At 64.3% G+C, this 18,643-nt stretch carries 13 protein-coding genes; 7 read left to right on the top strand and 6 right to left on the bottom strand.

Translation table 11 applies throughout. The features are described from left to right. Nucleotides 1-39 precede the first annotated feature (39 nt). Both gluQRS and GA0071312_RS08090 read left to right on the top strand, forming a co-directional pair. Nucleotides 40-930: a tRNA glutamyl-Q(34) synthetase GluQRS gene (gene gluQRS / locus GA0071312_RS08095; protein ID WP_074444551.1), complete on the top strand. Its 891-nt coding sequence runs from the start codon at nucleotides 40-42 to the stop codon at nucleotides 928-930. Nucleotides 931-964: 34 nt separating this feature from the next. Continuing rightward, complete coding sequence (locus GA0071312_RS08090; RefSeq protein ID WP_238947155.1) at nucleotides 965-2,197, top strand: acetoin utilization protein AcuC; 1,233 nt, start codon at nucleotides 965-967, stop codon at nucleotides 2,195-2,197. Here GA0071312_RS08090 and serB read toward each other — a convergent pair. Beyond that, entirely contained in the window at nucleotides 2,167-3,096 is a 930-nt protein-coding gene (gene serB / locus GA0071312_RS08085; RefSeq protein ID WP_074444549.1) for a phosphoserine phosphatase SerB, read from the bottom strand. The two genes, GA0071312_RS08090 and serB, sit on opposite strands and share 31 nt — an antisense overlap. Nucleotides 3,097-3,289: 193 nt before the next feature. Here serB and GA0071312_RS08080 point away from each other — a divergent pair, with 193 nt between their 5' ends. Beyond that, nucleotides 3,290-3,532, top strand: a complete 243-nt coding sequence (locus tag GA0071312_RS08080; RefSeq protein WP_074444548.1) for a hypothetical protein — start codon at nucleotides 3,290-3,292, stop codon at nucleotides 3,530-3,532. A gap of 4 nt (nucleotides 3,533-3,536) precedes the next feature. On the opposite strand, the gene GA0071312_RS08075 is transcribed toward GA0071312_RS08080, so the two are convergent. Both GA0071312_RS08075 and GA0071312_RS08070 read right to left on the bottom strand, forming a co-directional pair. After that, on the bottom strand, nucleotides 3,537-4,631 hold the full coding sequence (locus GA0071312_RS08075) for an acyltransferase family protein (protein ID WP_338056819.1): 1,095 nt from the start codon (nucleotides 4,629-4,631) through the stop codon (nucleotides 3,537-3,539). A gap of 157 nt (nucleotides 4,632-4,788) precedes the next feature. Beyond that, a complete protein-coding gene (locus GA0071312_RS08070; RefSeq protein ID WP_420819968.1) occupies nucleotides 4,789-5,328 on the bottom strand; it encodes an SH3 domain-containing protein in 540 nt (179 codons plus the stop codon). 271 nt (nucleotides 5,329-5,599) lie between these two features. Here GA0071312_RS08070 and GA0071312_RS08065 point away from each other — a divergent pair, with 271 nt between their 5' ends. Both GA0071312_RS08065 and GA0071312_RS08060 read left to right on the top strand, forming a co-directional pair. Then, a complete protein-coding gene (locus GA0071312_RS08065) occupies nucleotides 5,600-6,601 on the top strand; it encodes a 2-hydroxyacid dehydrogenase (RefSeq protein ID WP_074444546.1) in 1,002 nt (333 codons plus the stop codon). Nucleotides 6,602-6,674: 73 nt separating this feature from the next. Beyond that, on the top strand, nucleotides 6,675-9,212 hold the full coding sequence (locus tag GA0071312_RS08060; protein ID WP_074444545.1) for a mechanosensitive ion channel family protein: 2,538 nt from the start codon (nucleotides 6,675-6,677) through the stop codon (nucleotides 9,210-9,212). Between the two features lie 54 nt (nucleotides 9,213-9,266). On the opposite strand, the gene ppdK is transcribed toward GA0071312_RS08060, so the two are convergent. Then, on the bottom strand, nucleotides 9,267-11,945 hold the full coding sequence (ppdK, locus tag GA0071312_RS08055) for a pyruvate, phosphate dikinase (protein WP_074444544.1): 2,679 nt from the start codon (nucleotides 11,943-11,945) through the stop codon (nucleotides 9,267-9,269). A gap of 133 nt (nucleotides 11,946-12,078) precedes the next feature. After that, nucleotides 12,079-13,308 carry a hypothetical protein gene (locus tag GA0071312_RS08050; RefSeq protein WP_074444543.1) on the bottom strand — a complete coding sequence of 410 codons (1,230 nt, stop codon included), beginning with the start codon at nucleotides 13,306-13,308 and terminating at the stop codon, nucleotides 12,079-12,081. 296 nt (nucleotides 13,309-13,604) lie between these two features. On the opposite strand from GA0071312_RS08050, the gene kce reads away from it, so the two are divergent. After that, nucleotides 13,605-14,537, top strand: coding sequence for a 3,5-dioxohexanoate:acetyl-CoA acetone transferase (kce, locus tag GA0071312_RS08045; RefSeq protein ID WP_074444542.1), 933 nt, complete (start codon nucleotides 13,605-13,607; stop codon nucleotides 14,535-14,537). A gap of 51 nt (nucleotides 14,538-14,588) precedes the next feature. Here kce and GA0071312_RS08040 read toward each other — a convergent pair whose 3' ends face one another. Continuing rightward, nucleotides 14,589-15,419: a sulfite exporter TauE/SafE family protein gene (locus GA0071312_RS08040; protein WP_074444541.1), complete on the bottom strand. Its 831-nt coding sequence runs from the start codon at nucleotides 15,417-15,419 to the stop codon at nucleotides 14,589-14,591. Between the two features lie 452 nt (nucleotides 15,420-15,871). On the opposite strand from GA0071312_RS08040, the gene GA0071312_RS08035 reads away from it, so the two are divergent. After that, on the top strand, nucleotides 15,872-18,592 hold the full coding sequence (locus GA0071312_RS08035; protein ID WP_131817746.1) for an FtsB/FtsL family cell division protein: 2,721 nt from the start codon (nucleotides 15,872-15,874) through the stop codon (nucleotides 18,590-18,592). Nucleotides 18,593-18,643 lie beyond the last annotated feature (51 nt).

Here is an 18,643-nt window from a genome sequence, read left to right as displayed (position 1 = left end):
GCTATTTGCAAACGCCCGAACGATCGAAGGTCCGCGCGCGTGACGCAACCCCTTTTCCGCTTCGCCCCGAGCCCGAACGGGCTTTTGCATCTGGGCCACGCCTATTCCGCCCTCCTCAATGCGAATCTCGCCAAGCGTTTTGGCGGGCGGCTGATCCTGCGCATCGAGGATATCGACATCACCCGCTGCGGGCCCGAATACGATGCGGCGATCATCCGCGATCTCGCATGGCTCGGGCTTCGTTTCGACGAACCCATCCGGCGGCAATCGCAGCATTTCGACGATTACCGCCTGCTGCTGCGCCGCCTGCGCGAGGCGGGGCTCGTCTATCCCTGCTTTGCGACCCGCAAGGAGATCGCGCAGGCCGTCGCCGCCCGCGAAGCCGAGACCGGGTCCCCGGCCCCGCGCGATCCGGATGGCGCGCCGCTCTATCCGCGCCGTTGCGCCGGGCTCGACCCCGCCGAGGCGCAGGCGCGAATCGAGGCCGGGGAGCCGTTCGCGCTGCGCATCGACATGGCGAAAGCGCTGGCAGAGGCCGCACGAATCGCACCGGAGGGGCTCGCTTACGCGCGCTTCGACCGCGACGGCGTGATCACCCGCGTTCCCGCCGATCCGGCGCGCTGGGGCGATGCGGTGATCATGCGCAAGGAGATCCCGACGAGCTATCACCTCGCCGTGGTGCATGACGACGCGGCCCAGGGCGTCACCCATGTGGTGCGCGGGCGCGATCTCGAAGCTGCCACGGACCTGCATGTGCTGCTGCAATGCCTCCTCGGCCTGCCCACGCCGCTCTATCATCACCATGATCTGATCCGCGACGAGGCCGGCGAGAAACTCGCCAAGAGCCGCATCTCGACGCCGATCGCGCAGTTGCGCGAAGAGGGCGCGGATCCGGCGGCCTTGCGGGCGATGCTGGGATTCGAGGCTTGATCGGCGCCCTGCGCGCGGTACATGCAGAGCAGCATTGCAACGCTCCAGCCCGGCCCTGCCTCACGTGAACGCCTCGCTCCCCCCTCCCCGCTCCGAGAATCCCCGCGATGCGCGCCGCGCGCCGCTCTTCATCGGTTCGGAGGTCTATCGCGGCTCGAGCTATGGCGCGCATCACCCCCTGCGCATCCCGCGCGTCTCCAGCGTGATGGATCTCGGGCGCGCGCTCGGCTGGATCGGGCCGCAGAACTACGTCACCAGCCCGCGCGCCAAGCCGGCGGCGCTGACGCTGTGGCATACGCCCGATTATATCGCCGCGCTCCAGCGTGCCGAGGAGGATGGCGGTGTCGACGAAGAAACCCGCAAGCGCCACAATCTCGGTGTGACGGCGAATCCGGTCTTCCCGGAAGTGTATCGCCGGCCCGCGACCTCGGCAGGCGGAACGATGCTCGCAGCCGATCTCGTCCATGCGGGCGGGGTCGTGCACGTGCCCGCCGGCGGCACACATCACGCCTTTCCCGATTACGCCAACGGCTTTTGCTATTTCAACGATCCGGTGCTGTGCCTCCTGCGCCTGCGCCAGCTCGGTTTTCAGCGCGTGGCTTATGTCGATATCGACGCGCATCATTGCGACGGCGTTGCCCATGCTTTCGAGGGGGACCGCGACGCGCTCCTCATCTCCGTCCACGAGGAACGCCGCTGGCCGTTCACGGGCGCGCTCGACGAGGATGGCGGGGGCGCGCATTTCAACCTGCCCGTGCCGCGCGGCTTCAATGACAGCGAGATGCGCGCCGTCCTGCACGAGATGATCCTGCCGCGCCTCGCGGCCTTCGCGCCGCAGGCGATCGTGATGCAATGCGGCTCGGATGCGATCGAGGAAGATCCGCTCTCGCGGCTGGCCCTGTCCAACAATGCCCATCGCGAGGCGGTGGTCGCCGTGCGCGAGATGGCGCCGCGCATGGTGGTCACGGGGGGCGGAGGCTATAATCCGTGGTCGGTGGCGCGCTGCTGGACCGGGATCTGGGGCGCGCTCAACGGGTTGATCGCGCCAGAGCGGCTCCCGGAAGAAGCCGAGACGGTTTTGCGCGCGCTCGTCTGGCGCGGCGCGCCGCGCGTGGGGCGTGATCCGCCGGAACACTGGTTCACCACGCTCCACGATTCCCCGCGCGAGGGTGAGGTCCGCGAGGATATCCGCACGCGGCTTGCCGTTCTGGCGCAGCGCCACTCCCCTGAAGCGGGTCAGATCTCGGCGAAATCCGCGCGGGCATAGCCCTGGATATAAAGCAGCGCGGTCAGATCGGCATGGTCGATCCGCGCGCCGGCGGCTTCCGCGACGGAGGGTTTGGCGTGATAGGCGACGCCGAGCCCGGCTTCGCCGAGCATGGCGAGATCGTTCGCCCCGTCTCCCACCGCGAGGGTTTCCTCAATCGCCAGCCCGTGGCGCTCGCGCAATTCGATCAGTGCGGCGTATTTCGCCTCGCGCCCGACGATCGGCTCCTCCACCGTGCCGGCCAGTGTCTCGTCGGCGATGACGAGGCGGTTGGCGCGGTGTTCGTCGAAGCCGAGCTTGCCGGCGATGGCGCTGGTGAACACCGTAAAGCCTCCGGAGACGAGAGCACACCAGGCACCATTGGCGCGCATTGTCGCAATCAGCTCGCGTCCGCCGGGCGTCAGGTCGAGCCGCTTCTCCACGATCTCGTCGATCGTGCCGAGCGCCAGCCCCTTGAGCAACGCCACACGCTCACGCAATGCCGGCTCGAAGGGAAGCTCGCCGCGCATGGCGCGCTCGGTGATCGCCGCGACTTCGGGCTTGAGGCCGACATAATCGGCGAGCTCGTCGATGCATTCCTGCGCGATCATGGTGGAATCCATATCGGCCAGAAGCAGCTTCTTGCGCCGATGCGCCAAAGGCTGAACCACCACGTCCACCGGCGCCTCGCCGAGCGCCGCGATCAGCGCGTTGCGGTAATCGTGGATGAGGATGTCTTCGCCGAGCGGCGCCACATTGGGATCGTCGAGATCACCGGGATCGAAGGCGAGATCGGTGGCCACACCCTCGGCGAGCACCCGGATCTGCGGATCAGGCAGGGCCGCGCCCGCCGCCTCGATCATCGCGGCATCGAGAATCGGCGTGGCGGGATTGCAGATCAGGGTGGCGACGAAGGACATGCGCGAAGGGCTCCGGAAGGGATCAGGACGGGATCGGCGGGACTTGCGTGAGCTGTTTCGCAATTGCCGGAGGGTTTTTCAATAGCGTTGCGGAGAAACGCTGCGACGCCTCGTCGGCGGTGACCGCTTCGTAGCCGCTTGCACCGGCAGGCGCGAGTGGTTAAGTCTGACTGGTCGAACCAGGGAGCAGGCCGTGAGCCGCACGAACAGCAGAAATCTCCGCGCCACGGTTACCGTGTTGAGCGCCCTCGTCTTCGTCGCGACGCAGGTTCTGGGCGTGGCCGTTGCTGCCGGCTGGGCGATCGCCGGGATATTCGAACTCGGCGATACCATCGGATACGTGCTGATGGGCCTGTTCTCAGGGCTCGGTCTCTACATGCTGCACGGCTTCTGGAAGCAGGCTACCCGCATAGAGCCACTCAACAAGCCGGATTGAGGCCTCACTCCGCCGGCTGGGTCCGCGCGGCGCGGCGCTCCGGTGCGATGCGCGCGAAGTGCGGTCGCACGAAGAGAAAGTTCAGCGGTGTGTTGCGCACGATCCGCTCGACGACGAGGGGCGCCACCACGGCCACGATCAGCACGATCAGAGAGATCACCCCCACATCCTCGATGATACCCAGCCGCAAGAGAATCTCGCGCGTCACGGCCATGGGCAGGAAGAAGGCGAGATAGACGGCGATGGCGTGGCGTCCGGCATAATCGAGCGGGCGACCGAGCAGCGTGCCGGCGAGCAGTGCCGAGATCAGCACCATTGCCACCGCGCCGAGCGTTCCCGCGATCAGGCTGATGACTGGCAGCGTGGCGAGCGTGCCGGTCTCGGTCAGCCCCGACGGCGTGAGGGCCAGAAAGCCGTTCACGACCGCCCAGAGCACGAGCCCGGCCAGGGCCGCAGGTTTGTGGGCAAGCGCCCAATCAGCCAGTTTGAAGATTTGCGGGGCGAGCAGGTAGCCGGCGAGAAAGTAGACATAGCGCGCGGCGAATTCATCAACGAGGATCGCGCCCGTATGGATCGGTGCGATCTCCAGCAGCGCCGCACCGCCGAGCAGGGCCCAGACCGGCACGCCGCGCAGCAGTTTCGTCACCACCGAGAAGATCGCCAGCATGTAGACGAACCACAGCGTCGAGAATGGCTGAACCATGGACCAGGCCAGATGCTCGATGAGCCCCGTCACCGAACCGTCCGCGACATCGCCGAAACGGATGATGGACTGGATGACGAGCCAGAGCACATAGAAATAGAGGAAATGCAGCACCCGCTTGTCGGCGTAGCGACGCCAGTCGCGATCGATCACGCGCGCGAGAAACAGCCCCGAGATCAGGAAGAAATCCGGCATGCGGAACGGCGCGGCAAAGGCGACGACCGGGTGCAGGAAGCCTTCCGTCCCCATCCGGTCGCCGATACCGAGCACCACATGCATCATCACCACGAGGATGATGCACATGCCCTTGGCGGTATCGACCCAGGCCACACGATCCCCGTCACCGGAAGCGTGGAGCAGTGAAACGGGTCTGTCGGTATCCATGCGCATCGTCATCGCCATCCCTCACGGAATTCGTGCAGGCGCACGCCCTTGATCCGCGCGCCCGACAACGCGCAACGCTAGCGATGAAAGGTAAAGAAATGCATTGCCGGAATGGCGCGCGCCGCCCGCTCGCGCAAGCGTGATCACGCCATGGCGGTTCGGGCCACCATCAATCGAGCATTTCGTCGGGGTAGACGCCCCAGAGCTCTTCCTGGCGCAGGAAACCGATGATCTCGCCCTGTGGCTCTGCCACGACGGCCAACCGGCACCATTCGCCATCGCAGTCGCTGATACCGGCAACGACCCCGGGCTCGATCCGTGCAAGCACCCGTGACGCCGGCTCGGGCTGCTCCAGCAAGTCGACGACACGTTCCGCAGCGCGATCCCAGGGCGCAACGATGGCCGTGCGCCTGCCCGAGAGCAGCGAATGCCAGACCCAGCCGTCTTCGCCTTCGGGATCGCGGATGCGGCGCCAGTTCTCGAATTCCGCGATGATCTCGACCGGCAGGCCGGCGCGCTGATAAACCCAGCGGGTGCCGTGGTCGGTCGACGGCCCCTCACGCATGTTGACCTTGTCAGTCTTCAGGCTCACGTAGCGCGGCAGAGGCAAGCGCGTTTCCGGCCCGATACTCGCCTGGGCGTGCACGGCGGGCGCGGCGAAGAGGCTTGCGGAAACAAGGCAGGCTGCGGTGAGGCCGGCCATCAGCATGTGTCGCGGAGCCGGGCCCGCGCGCAGTCCTGCCGATATGCGGATGGCGAGACCGATGACGATGCTCTTCATGACGCCCTTTGTCCGAATCCGGAGCTGCTGCGCTGACGCGGATTTGTGTTTGGCCATAGCTCTGCTAGAGAAACGACGAAGCGGCAGGTGCGAGCGGCGCGCTTGCCGTGAGCCGCAAATCGGATAGTGGTGAATCCCGGTTAACAGCTGATGAATATCCGCCGCGCGATCGCGGCGCCACGGTGAGGACGAGGAAGCCATGCCTCAGAGAAAGAAACCGCATGTCGTCGTCACGCGCCGCCTGCCCGGCGCGATCGAAACGCGCATGCGCGAACTCTTCGACACCCGCCTCAATATCGACGATGCGCCGATGAGTCGCGAGGCGCTCACCGAGGCCGTGGGTCAGGCGGATGTGCTGGTGCCGACCCTGACCGACACGATCGACGCCGCGCTGATCGAGAAGGCCGGCCCGGCGCTCAGGCTGATCGCGAATTTCGGCACCGGCGTCGATCATATCGACGTCGAAGCAGCTCTGGCACGCGGTATCACCGTGACCAACACGCCCGGCGTCCTCACCGAGGATACCGCCGACATGACCATGGCGCTGATTCTCGCCGTGGCACGGCGCATCGCCGAGGGCGCGCGCGTCATTCCCGATGATGTCGAATGGGCCGGCTGGTCACCGACCTGGATGCTCGGCCATCGCATTACGGGAAAGCGGCTGGGGATCGTCGGAATGGGCCGAATCGGAACAGCCGTCGCGCGCCGGGCGAAGGCATTCGGTCTTTCGATCCATTATCACAACCGCCGCCGGGTCGCGCCGTCGCTCGAGGAAGAGCTCGATTCCACCTATTGGGATTCCCTCGACCAGATGCTGGCCCGCATGGATATCGTCTCGGTCAATTGCCCGCATACGCCTGCGACCTACCACCTGCTTTCGGCCCGCCATCTCAAGCTGATGAAGCCGGAGGCGATCATCGTGAACACCGCACGCGGCGAGATCATCGACGAAGGAGCCATGGTGCGTCAGATCGAGCAGGGCGCACTGGCCGGGGCGGGGCTCGACGTGTTCGAGCACGAACCCGCCGTCAATCCGCGTCTGGTCAAGCTCGCGCGGGCGGGCAAGGTGGTGCTCTTGCCGCATATGGGCTCGGCCACGGTCGAGGGGCGCATCGACATGGGGGAAAAGGTGATCGTCAACATCCGCACCTTCCATGACGGGCACCGCCCGCCCGACCGGGTGCTGCCCAGCATGCTCTGACAGCCGCAACTGATCAGGCATCGCGCAGGCCGCCAGCGCCTTTTCGATCCGTCCGACAACGAGTACCTCCATCATGCGCCACGGTTTCTGCAGCCCTGCTCCGGGGGCGTTTCGCCTGATACGCTGCGTCGCCGCTGCAGGGCTTCTCGCCTGGCTGATGCTCGTCCTGTCAGCCCCGGTCGTCATGGCGCAAACCGTGCCATCGCCTCTGAGCCCGCCCGGCACCACGAGCCCGCGTGCTTCGTTCGAGAATTTCCTGCGCAATACGGATGCCTTCATCGCATTACACCGTGCGAATGCCCCGGTGAACGAGCAGAACACGGTATTGCGCGCCGCTGTCGAAAGCTTCGATTTCGACGCGACGCCCTATGCCGCGTCGATCTCGAAGCAGATCGAGCGGGTTCTCATGACCCGCGAAATCCTCGCGCGCGCGCAAATGCCGGCGGCGTCGACGATCCCGGATGCGCAAGCCGTGGCGGCGAATGACATTGCCCACTGGACCGTACCGGGAACCGAACTGCGGATGGCGCGGATCGATGGCGGGGGCGATGCCGGTGCATTCAGGTTCGATGCACGCACCATCGTCGATCTGGAACTGGATTATCATCAGGTTCGGGACCTGCCGCGCCGCGATGGCCGCGCGGACGCCTTTGCGGAATATCTGCGCGATTCCGACCGGTCCGGCGCCACGGAGGATACCATCGCGACGCGGCTGGGGGGCGTTCGCATGACCAGCCCGCGCAACACGCTCGAGGCGTTCATGGCCAACATGAACGCCGCCTATGCGATCGCGATGGCTGCGCAGGCCGCACATGACGCCGATCCGCCAGCGATCACCCGGGAACAGGCACGAATCGCACAGGCGAAGGCCGACAATCACCTTCGCCAGGCCAGCTCGGTCTTCGATCTCTCTCAGGTTCCTGCCGTTCTGCGCCGGGATACCGGGATCGAAGCGGCACTGTTGCTGAAGGAGGTCCTCGACCGCATGCCTCTGCCGCGGATCGATACGATACCCAACGCCGTCGATCTGGCCGATCTCGAACCGGATCAGGCCTATCGCTGGCGCTTGCCGGGTACCGCAATCGAGATCGAGCGGATGCAGACGGGGCCCGATGCCGGCAATTTCCTGTTCGACGCCAATTCGGTTGCGCTTCTGCCGGCGAATTACGAGGCGCTGAAGGATCTGCCCTATCGCGCGGAGGAAAGTCTGGCCCTGTCGGACTTTCATGCCGCGCAGGTCACGCCGGGTTTCTACGAATTCTACGCCTCCACGCCCGGCTATCTCGTGCCCAGCGCACATATCCTCGGTGAAGTGGTCGAGCGCCTGCCCGAATGGCTCTTCATCGTGATCAGTGGCCAGACCCTGTGGCAATGGGCGGGCCTCATCCTGACGCTCGGCGCCCTGGCCATGGCCTGCTGGGGCGTCTTCAGGGTAACCGATGCTCTGGCGCGCCGCTTTGCGTGGCCGCCCTTCGCCTGGCTGGCGATATCCGCACCGCTCGTATCAGCCTATTTCGTGCGAATGGCTGCCCTGTTTCTCGATGTCGATATCAACTTCACGGGAATGGCGTTGCGCTACCTGCTGTTTGCGGCGGGTATTCTGGAGCTCGCCTTCTACGTATGGGCCGTCTGGCGTTTGTTTCGCGCCATCGGCACGACGATTCTCGCCTCACCTGCCATGTCCGGGCGCGGCTTCGATGCCAGCCTCGTGCGGCTTTTGTCCGGCATCCTGGCCGTTGCGACGAGCGTTGGCGTGGCCGCTTTCGGCCTGCAGAATCTCGGTGTCGATATCGTGCCGCTCCTGGCCGGTATCGGTGTGGGTGGTCTGGCCGTCGCGCTCGCCATCCGGCCGACGCTGGAAAACCTGATCGGCGGACTGATTCTCTTCTCCGACAAGCCCGTCCGGGTCGGCGATTTCTGCACGTTCGGCGGCATGAGCGGCACCGTCGAAGATGTCGGAATCCGCTCCACCCAGATCCGCGCGATGGACCGGACACTCATCGCCGTTCCCAATGCCAAATTCGTGGATATGGAAATCATCAACTGGGCGCGCTGCGACAAGATGCTGATCAGCAGTGTCCTGGGGCTGCGCTACGAGACCAGCGATGATCAGTTGCGCTTTGTCCTGGTCAGGATTCGCGAAATGCTGCACGCCCATCCCAGGATCGACAACGACACGATCCGGGTCCGTTTCTCCGATTACGGGCCGTCCTCGCTCGATATCAGCCTGCGGGTCTATGCCCTGACACGGGACTGGAACGAGTTCCACGCGATCAAGGAAGACGTGTTTTTGCGCATCAAGCAGATCGTCGAGGGTTCCGGCACGCGCTTCGCCATCCCGTCACAGACCCTCTACATGACGAGAGATGGCGGGCTCGATGCGGAACGCGCCGCTCAAGCGGATGCGGAGGTCGCCCGCTGGCGCGAGACCGGCACCCTGCCGTTCCCGCGCCTCACGCCCGCACGCATGCGCGAACTCGAGGACACGCTTGCCTACCCGCCGGAAGGCTCATCCGAATGGGCGCAGGCCCGGGCCAGGGAAGGCCAGACGGCCGAGCCGCTCTCTACGCCGGAAACCGACACGGCTGAGAGCGGCGACCGAAAAGCATAAGCCCCCACGCTCCACAAAAGAAATGCAATCGCCGGCTCGTGCGGGCCCTGCCGCTCAAGCCAGCGAGCGCGCTTCCTTCGCCAGAGCCGCCTGGGCTGCGGCGAGGCGTGCGATCGGCACCCGATAGGGAGAGCAGGAGACGTAGTCGAGCCGCTGCTTTTCGCAGAAGGCGATCGAAGCCGGGTCGCCGCCATGCTCGCCGCAGATGCCGAGCTTGATGTCGGGCCGCGTCGCGCGTCCGCGCTCGGCGGCGAGCGCCACGAGTTCGCCCACACCGTCCTGGTCGATCGTGACAAAAGGATCGTGCTCCAGAAGCCCCTGCTGCACGTAAGTCCCCAGGAAGGAGGCGGCGTCATCGCGCGAAATCCCGAGCGTCGTCTGGGTGAGATCATTGGTGCCGAAGGAGAAGAACTCCGCCGAGGCAGCAATCTCGCCGGCACGCAGGGCCGCGCGGGGCAATTCGATCATGGTGCCGATCTGGTAGTCGATCCGCTCGCCGCTCTCGCCCATCACCGCTTCGGCGACGGCCTCGATTCGCGCCTTCACCGTATCGAGCTCGGGCTGCGACATCACAAGCGGGATCATCACCTCGGGCGAGACCTTCGCGCCGGTCTCCTTGCCGGCGGCGATGGCCGCCTCGAAAATGGCGCGGGCCTGCATCTCGGCGATCTCGGGATAGGCCACCGCCAGACGCACGCCCCTGAAGCCGAGCATCGGATTGACTTCATGCAACTCCGCCGCGCGACGACGGATCTTCTCCGGCGACACATCGAGGGAGCGGGCGACGTCGTTGATCTCGGCATCGCCATGCGGCAGGAATTCATGCAGCGGCGGGTCGAGCAGGCGGATCGTCACCGGCAGACCGCTCATGATGGCGAACAGCCGGGTGAAATCGTCGCGCTGCATGGGCAGGAGCTTGGCCAGAGCCGCACGGCGACCATGCTCGTCGTCGGACAGAATCATCTCGCGCATGGCGATGATGCGCTCGGCATCGAAGAACATGTGCTCGGTGCGGCACAGGCCGATCCCCTCCGCCCCGAAATTGCGGGCCATCTGCGCATCGCGCTCGGTCTCGGCATTGGCGCGCACCTTGAGCCGGCGCAGATTGTCGGCCCAGCCCATCAGCTTGCCGAAATCACCCGAGAGCTCCGGCTGCAACATGGCGATCTCGCCGGCGAGCACCTGGCCGTTGCCGCCATCAAGGGTGATGACCTCGCCCTCTTTGAACACGCGCCCCATCACGGTCATGGTCGCGGCCTTGTAATCGACGCGGATGGAGCCGGCGCCCGAGACGCAGGGCTTGCCCATGCCGCGCGCGACCACGGCCGCATGCGAGGTCATGCCGCCGCGCGTGGTGAGAATGCCCTCTGCCGCGTGCATGCCGTGAATATCCTCCGGCGAGGTCTCCACGCGCACGAGGATGACCTTGCGCCCGGCCTTCTTCGCCGCCTCGGCGGCGTCCGAGGAGAACACGATCGCCCCGCTCGCGGCACCGGGTGAGGCCGGCAGGCCGGTGGCGATGATGTCACGCTCGGCCGCGGGGTCGATCATCGGATGCAGGAGTTGGTCGAGCGCCTGCGGCTCGACCCGGGTGACAGCTTCCTCCTCTGCGATCACGCCCTCATCCACGAGGTCACAGGCAATCCTGAGGGCGGCGCGGGCGGTGCGCTTGCCGTTGCGGGTCTGGAGCATCCACAACTTGCCCTTCTCGACGGTGAATTCGAGATCCTGCATGTCGCGGTAATGGGTCTCCAGCACGCCGTAGATGCGCACGAGCTCGGCGAAGGCCTCGGGCATCGCCTTTTCCATCGAGGGCTTGTCGGAGTTCGAGGCCGCGCGCGCGGCTTCGGTGATATCCTGCGGCGTGCGGATGCCCGCCACCACGTCCTCGCCCTGTGCGTTGATCAGGAACTCGCCATAGAGCGCCTTCTCGCCGGTAGAGGGGTTGCGGGTGAAGGCGACACCGGTGGCGGAGGTTTCGCCCATATTGCCGAAGACCATGGCCTGGACATTGACCGCCGTCCCCCATTCGGCCGGGATCGCATTCAGTTCGCGGTACTTGATCGCGCGCGGCGTCATCCATGAGCCGAATACCGCGCCGATGGCGCCCCAGAGCTGCTCCTGCGGATCCTGCGGGAAGGGCGCGCCGCGCTCCTTGTCGACAATGCGCTTGAAGGTCTCGATCAGCGCCTGCCAGTCCTGCGCGGAGAGCTCGGTATCGAGATGGTAATCCTTGCGCTCCTTGTAATCCTCGAGCGCCTCCTCGAACAGGTGATGCTCGACGCCGAGCACGACCGAGGAATACATGGTGATGAAGCGGCGATAGGAATCCCAGGCGAAGCGCTCGTCCTGCGCGTCAGTGGCGAGCGCGCGCACGGTCTCGTCATTGAGGCCGAGATTGAGCACCGTATCCATCATGCCCGGCATCGAGGCACGCGCGCCCGAGCGCACGGAGACGAGCAGCGGCGCCTTGCCGTCGCCGAAGCCGCGCCCCGTGATGCGTCCGACTTCCGCGAGCGCCGCATTCACCGCATCGGTGAGACCGTCGGGATAGCTTTCGCCGTTCTTGTAATAATGCGTGCAGACTTCCGTCGTGATCGTGAAACCGGGCGGTACTGGCAGGCCGAGATTGGCCATTTCGGCCAGATTGGCGCCCTTGCCGCCGAGCAGGTTGCGCATGTCGGATGCACCTTCGGCCTTGCCGTCGCCGAAGGAATAAACCCATTTCGTCATCACGGACCCCTGTTGCCTGAGCGCGCGGATGCTCAAAATCCGCGCGCGCTAGGCATAGCCTCTGGCGGCAGATTTGAAAACAGGGCGCTTACGGATAGCCGGGAAACAATGACGCTGCAGCAGCAACGGGGTTTCACCGCGCGAAGAGCGGATTCACCGGACCGGCGGCTGCCGGCACGGGGCTGTTGACGGGATGGGCGGATGCGAAAGGCGTATCGGTGAAAAAGGGATTTGCGCTTTCCGGATGGCTTTTCCCGACCAGCCCAGCTGCCCGCTCCCGGTCCCGTGCCTCGTTTTCGTCACTCACACGCTGCGAGACGCCGGCGACAGGCATGCGGTGATCGGCGGTGCGCACGGGGGCGAACTGTCCGGCAGGCATCATGGCAATGGTCTGCGCCTGCATCGGAATCGGCAAGGTCGGCATGACCTGCGGGCGGGCGCGCCGGTCGAAATCGGCAAGCAGGTCGACATTCCCGGCCTGCGCTGCCGCAGCCGGTGCGGTGGGCGCGGGCGCGGACGTACCGGTCGGCTCGGCTGCCGGCTGTGTCTGCGATGCCGACTCGGAATCATCGCGGACGAGGCCCGGCACCGGTGTCACGGCGAAGGGACGGCCATCGAGCTGGCCGGTGCGCATGAAAGCCGCGATCCGCGCCGCGATTTCCGGCGGCGCCGCGCTGTTGAGCCGGTATTGCGGTGCGCGCGCCGTCTCGCCATCGCGCCATGCGTCATCCCCGGCGGCTTCGACACGCTGGTTTTCCCCGATCGCGCGCACCGGTTTATGGATCAGATCGCTGCGACCGGACAGACCCTCTGCGACGAGAGAACTGCCGGGCGGTGGTGTCGGCAGTTGCGGCAGCAATTCGCGGGGTATCGGCGGGCCGATCGGCTCGGGAAGCGGTCGCGCCGTCCTCGCGGTGACTGCGCCGGGCGCGTCATTGCGCGCGGGCGCCATTGCGGGTGCTGCCGCTTGCAGAGCCGCTTCCGGGGCGCCTTGCGGCGTTGCTTGAGGACCGGCTTGAGGACCGGCTTGCGGATTGGCTTGCGGATTGGCTTGCGGAAACCCGGGCGCCTGCGCCTGACTCGCCGGCGTGTTCTGTCCGCGCCGCGCCGTCTGGGCGTTTGCACGGTCACGCGGATCAGCTGGTGCGATCCGCGCGCGGATGCTCTCGTCCGGCACCGGCACGCCGCCATTGCGGCGCTGGTCGTTCTGCCCGCCCGTCTCCGTCTGGGTGCGGGTCTGAAGGCCATTGATATTCGAGGCGCGCACGGTTTCCTGAAAATCACGACGCGCACGTTCCAACGCCTTGTCGCCGATCTGGTCGACAGGGGTATTGAGACGGGCCGTGATCGGCACGACAGCCACGCGGGCACTCCTTGCTGTTGCTGCGCCCTGCCATGCGGGCAGGGCGCGTGATGCGTCAGACGTCCGCCAAAGCGTGAGCCGGCGGATCGATTAACTTAAGATTGTAATCAAAAACGCGGCTTTGCATACCCTACGTAGCGTCACCTGCAACGATTTTGCCGAGGATGGTTAACCCGAGGCGCATCCGGCGTGCATGGCGCCGCCACGTGCGCGTCACTGCGCATCCGCCCGGCGCGATGACGGATAGGCGCGCGCCCTTCGCTGTCGCATAATGCAAAGCCAGACCGGAGGAAACCATGGCCAAAACCGATAAAGTCATCATCACCTGCGCCGTGACCGGCGCGATTCACACACCGTCCATGTCGCCGCATCTGCCGGTGACGCCGCAGGAGATCGCGGAAGCGGCGATCGGTGCGGCGGAGGCCGGCGCTGCTATCGTGCATCTGCATGCGCGCAATCCCGAGACCGGCCAGCCGGACCAGTCGCCGGAAGCTTTCCTGCCCTTTCTGCAGGTGATCAAGCAGCGTTCCGATTGCGTGATCAACCTTACCACCGGCGGCTCGCCGACCATGCTCGCGGAGGAGCGTCTGCGCCCCGCCGCGACGCTCGCGCCGGAAGTCGCCTCGCTCAATATGGGCACGATGAATTTCGGGCTCTATCCGATGCTGGAGCGCTTCAAGGAGTTCAAGCACGATTGGGAGCGGCCCTATCTGGAAGGTTCGCGGGATCGCATCTTCCGCAACACCTTCGCCGATATCGAGACGATCCTCGCCACCTGTGACGGCAACGGCACGCGGTTCGAATTCGAATGCTACGATATCGGCCATCTCTACACGCTGGCCCATTTCCTCGATCGCGGCCTCGTCAAGCCGCCGCTCTTCGTGCAGAGCGTGTTCGGGATTCTCGGCGGGATCGGCCCGCATCCCGAGGATGTCGCCCATATGAAGCGCACCGCCGACCGGCTGTTCGGATCGAATTACAAATGGTCCGTGCTGGGTGCGGGGCGCAACCAGATGCCGATCGCGGCGATGTCGGCGGCGATGGGGGCGAATGTGCGCGTCGGGCTCGAAGACAGCCTCTGGATCCGCCCGCGCCAGCTCGCCGAGAGCAACGCCCAGCAGGTCAGGCAGGTGCGCGGCATCATCGAGAATCTCGGCCTCGAGATCGCGACGCCCGACGAAGCGCGTTCCATGCTCGCCCTGAAGGGCGGCGATGCGGTGAATTTCTGACGCACAAGGCGCCGGCGCGCCTCGGCGCCGGTGCCGCTTTCGCACAGCGTCTCAGGTCAGGATGGCATAGACGAACCGCGCGCAGACGATGGCGAGGAAGATGCCAAAGGCGACCTCCAGCTTGCGCTTGGGCCATGCATGGGCGAGATTGACGCCGATCTGCGCGGTGAGCAGGGTCGTTGGCACGACCAGGATCAGCCCGAGCAGCGAGACGAAACCGATCGCATCCGGCGGCAGGCCCTCGCGGCCCCAGCCGGCATAGATGTAGCCGAGCGCTCCGGGCACCGAGATCAGCACGCCGAGCCCGGCTGAGGTCGCCACCGCCTGGTGGATGCCGCGATTGTGCAGCGTCATGATGATGTTCGAAATCTGCCCGCCGCCGATCCCCATCAGCGCCGAGAGCAGGCCGATGAGCCCGCCATAGGCACGCAGGGCCAGCCCCTTGGGCAGATCCATGGCGACGCGCCATTTTTCATTGCCAAAGAGCAGCTTGATGGAATTCACCCCGGCCACCAGGATGAAGACCAGCATGAACACCCAGGGGTCGGCATAGCGCGCGATCAGGCTGCCCGCAACGACGCCCAGCACCACCGGCACCGCCCAGGCGCGCAGCACGCTCATATCCACCGCGCCCTTGAGGTAATGCCCGCGAAACGAGCGGATCGAGGTGGGGATGATGATGGCGAGCGAGGTGCCGACCGCGAGCGGCATGCGCACCTCGTCATCGATGCCCAGAATGCCGAAAACCTCGAACAGGATCGGCACGATCACCGCCCCGCCACCGACGCCGAAGAGCCCGGCCAGTACCCCCGTCAGCGCCCCGGCGGCAAGAAGCGCCACGGCGAGCATGGCGAGATCGGCAATCGGCAAACCGTTCATCATGGAAAGACCATCCGCAGAATGTTGTCTGGCGCTCTGTGCGCTTTTTCACGCGACGAGGCAAGCGCAGGACGGGCCAGAGCGACTTGGCGGTTTTGCAAGTGCTTGGCGGTTTTGCAAGTGCTTGGCGGTTCTTCAGGTGTTTGGCGGTTTTGCAAGTGAGGGAGATCGGGCGTGGCGTGGATTCATACGATCGGTCAATTCTTGCGGTATGGACCGATCAGGCACGACGCCCGGACCCCAGCAATTGGTGGCTCGGCATCAAGTTATCCGGGCGATCTTTGCGCCAGCCCATTGGCGTCACCTGACCAGCAAATCAATTCTATATGATGTAAAATTGATTATATAACTAAAAATTATGATTGATATATTTTAATTATAAAGATATAGGGTTCAGCTTTCTATTCTGATTTTTATGCACCCCGTTAATTCAAGCATTGCCCGGAGTTGCGAGCATGGTGAGTATCAGCCCGCTGTTTTCCCATACGTCTTCCCAGATGAATGGCTCACCTGACGCCGCACCTTTCGCCCTGTCGAAAGGGATCGGCTCCGGCGCCATCATGCCCACGGCGGCGATGCCCGGTGGCGGCGATGTCCTCGCGTTCGTTCCCTCGCCGGTACCGGGCACCGAGAGCACTGTTCTGGAAATCCTGTCCCGAACCCTCCCCGGCGCCGCTGGCCATTTGCTCTCCGGTATCCTGTCGAAAATCTCGCCGGTTCTGTTCGTCCTCAATACACGTGATACTGCAGATACCACACAGATGCTGGCCCTCGTCCGCCGTCTGGAGGCGGCAGGGATCGACCCGCGCGAAGTCGCCTTCGGCTTACTGCCCAATGGCAACCTCGGCATCTATGATCGCAATGACGACAGCGAATTCCCCCATCTGGTCGCCTTTATCGACCAGGGGACCGGTGAGGTCGTAACGCAGAGATCCGTCGAACAGCCCGCGCTGGTCCCGGATGGCTTCAATCCGTTTCCGCCGATCGGCCCGAGCGATCTGCCGCCGAGAGATCCACCGCTGCGGATACCGCCGATCGACCCCAATACCGAGATCGAGGAATCGGAAACGCCGGATGATGTGACCGCACCGGAGACACAATTCCTGCCGGACGAGGTTCCGGTCACCGACCCGAACGTGCTGTCGCCCGAGGCGCAAGAAAGAATCGATGACCTCAATGCACAGCGCCATGCGCTGAAGGAGCGCCTCGCGAATATCCAGGATCAGGTCGATCGCCTCGGTGACGAAGTCGCACAAATGGAAGCTGCGCAGCGCAGGATCGCCGAACAGGGCCGCTTGCGCCAGGAGAGCCGGAATATCATGACCGGTCTGGAGCGCGAGATCAGCGGTGGCAGTGTCAACTCCCTGATCGGCGGGCCCCTCACAGACCCGCAGCATATCGAGGCCCTCGCAGAAGCCATGTTCGCGAGAGCCGCCGCGTTCGAGGCTGAGGGCGCGTATGAAAAGGCACTCGCACTCATCGAAGCCTTCCTTGACCGCTACGAAGCCCACGCCTCCGACATTCCAGGCTCGACACCGCTGCTCGGAGGCGCGTCGCAGCGTGGATTCGAAAGGTACTTCCATCGTATCGAGGAAGAGTTGAGGGAAGCAATCAGGCGCAGCCTTGGTCACTCGAGTTTCACCGATGGGACTGATCCGATCGAGGAAGTGATCGAGAAGCACGGAATTTCAGCGCAGATCATGCTGCATGCTCTCGCTGCCGCGATGGCTCCGGAGGAGATCGCCAGCCTTCCGGACGGGATCCTTTCCGCACCCTCGACGGCGATTGCCAACGAAATGCGCAAACTGCACCCCAAGATGGCTGCAGGTCTCGTAGCCGCCCTTGGCGACCGGCTGGCGAATTTGCCGCAAATTTATCGGATCGCCCTCGCCGCTTCGCTTTCCGAAGGCGACAAGAACGACCCCGTGATCGCGCGAGCCATCGAAATGCTCGAAGCCGTCGCGTCGGGGGGCGAACTCCCGCCGGAACTGAACCCTCTCTCGCGCGATGCCGAGACATTTGTCTCCGAACAGATCGCCGCAGGCAAGCTCACGCTTGAGCAATTCTATGAGCTCAGCGCATTGAACCCACACCTCCACCCGATCGTCCTCATTCATCGAATCATGAAGATGAATCGCGGGGAAGAGGTGGAGGATTTGCGCCTTTCCGAGAGTGATGCCATCCCTGAAATCGATCGCTCAGCGGATATCCTGCCACCGGCAAACATGGTGCATTCATGGGCGGATATCAGAGCCGTTTTGGGTAGCTTCGGGATGTATCTTGCTGATACGAGCGAACTCTCGGAGGAATTCAACCTCGCGCAACATTCCGAAGCGGAAATGTGCGAAATCATCAATGCGGCAATCCCCTATCTCCGTCTCATCGCGGAGAAGTTTCCCGGCGCGTTGAACGGCCTCTCCATTTCTGTTCACGCCCCGAACCCTCCTCCCGCATACCCGGGAGACACGGGGCCGCTACTGGGCATGGGAGATACAGAATCGGGCACAATCTTCCTTTCCACAATGCTGGATTACTTCCAGCGCTTCGCAGAGCGCGATTTCGATGGGGCAACGAAATTCATGCTCACACTCTTTCACGAAATCGGGCACGCCTTTCAAGCCAAAGCGCCGGATGAAGCGCGAGACTTCACTCGCAATCTGAGCCCGGTTCTCGAAATTTACGGCGGAGCAAGCTCAAATGCAGGTGAAGATGCCATGTCGATGGACGAGGCACTGGAAAAACTGTTCCCGAACGCGCCACCAGCAGAACGGCGCAGCCTACTCTTCGAAGAATACGAGGTCCGGATAGAAGATGTTGAGCGCATGGCCCTGGAACAGGCAGGAGAAACAATAGTGGACCCCGAATATTATGATGGAACTCTGCATGTTTACCGAACTTTACCCGCCGACGTCACTGATATAGCAGGAATGACGACATCAGGATACGCTCGCACAGATGGTAACGAGGCGTTTGCAGAGCAATTTGCGCATCATCTTGCTGATAGAGGCTACCTGAATTATCCGGATACATTTCTGCCACATCATACCGAGCGAGCCCGAGCTCCGATGCCACCCAATCTGGAACATCTGATGCTGCGCACACTATTCGCGGTTCAAAACAGGGATGGTCCCGTGAGCGATAAACGCTATCCCGAATTTCTTGGAAACGACAACTAAAGCACCTGTTTGTTACGTGAGTTGCGTCAGACGCAAACCGCACATGCCTGG

This window comes from Saliniramus fredricksonii (assembly GCF_900094735.1).
In the GTDB taxonomy this organism is placed as follows: domain Bacteria; phylum Pseudomonadota; class Alphaproteobacteria; order Rhizobiales; family Beijerinckiaceae; genus Saliniramus; species Saliniramus fredricksonii.
This window is presented reverse-complemented; position numbering and strand designations above follow the sequence as displayed.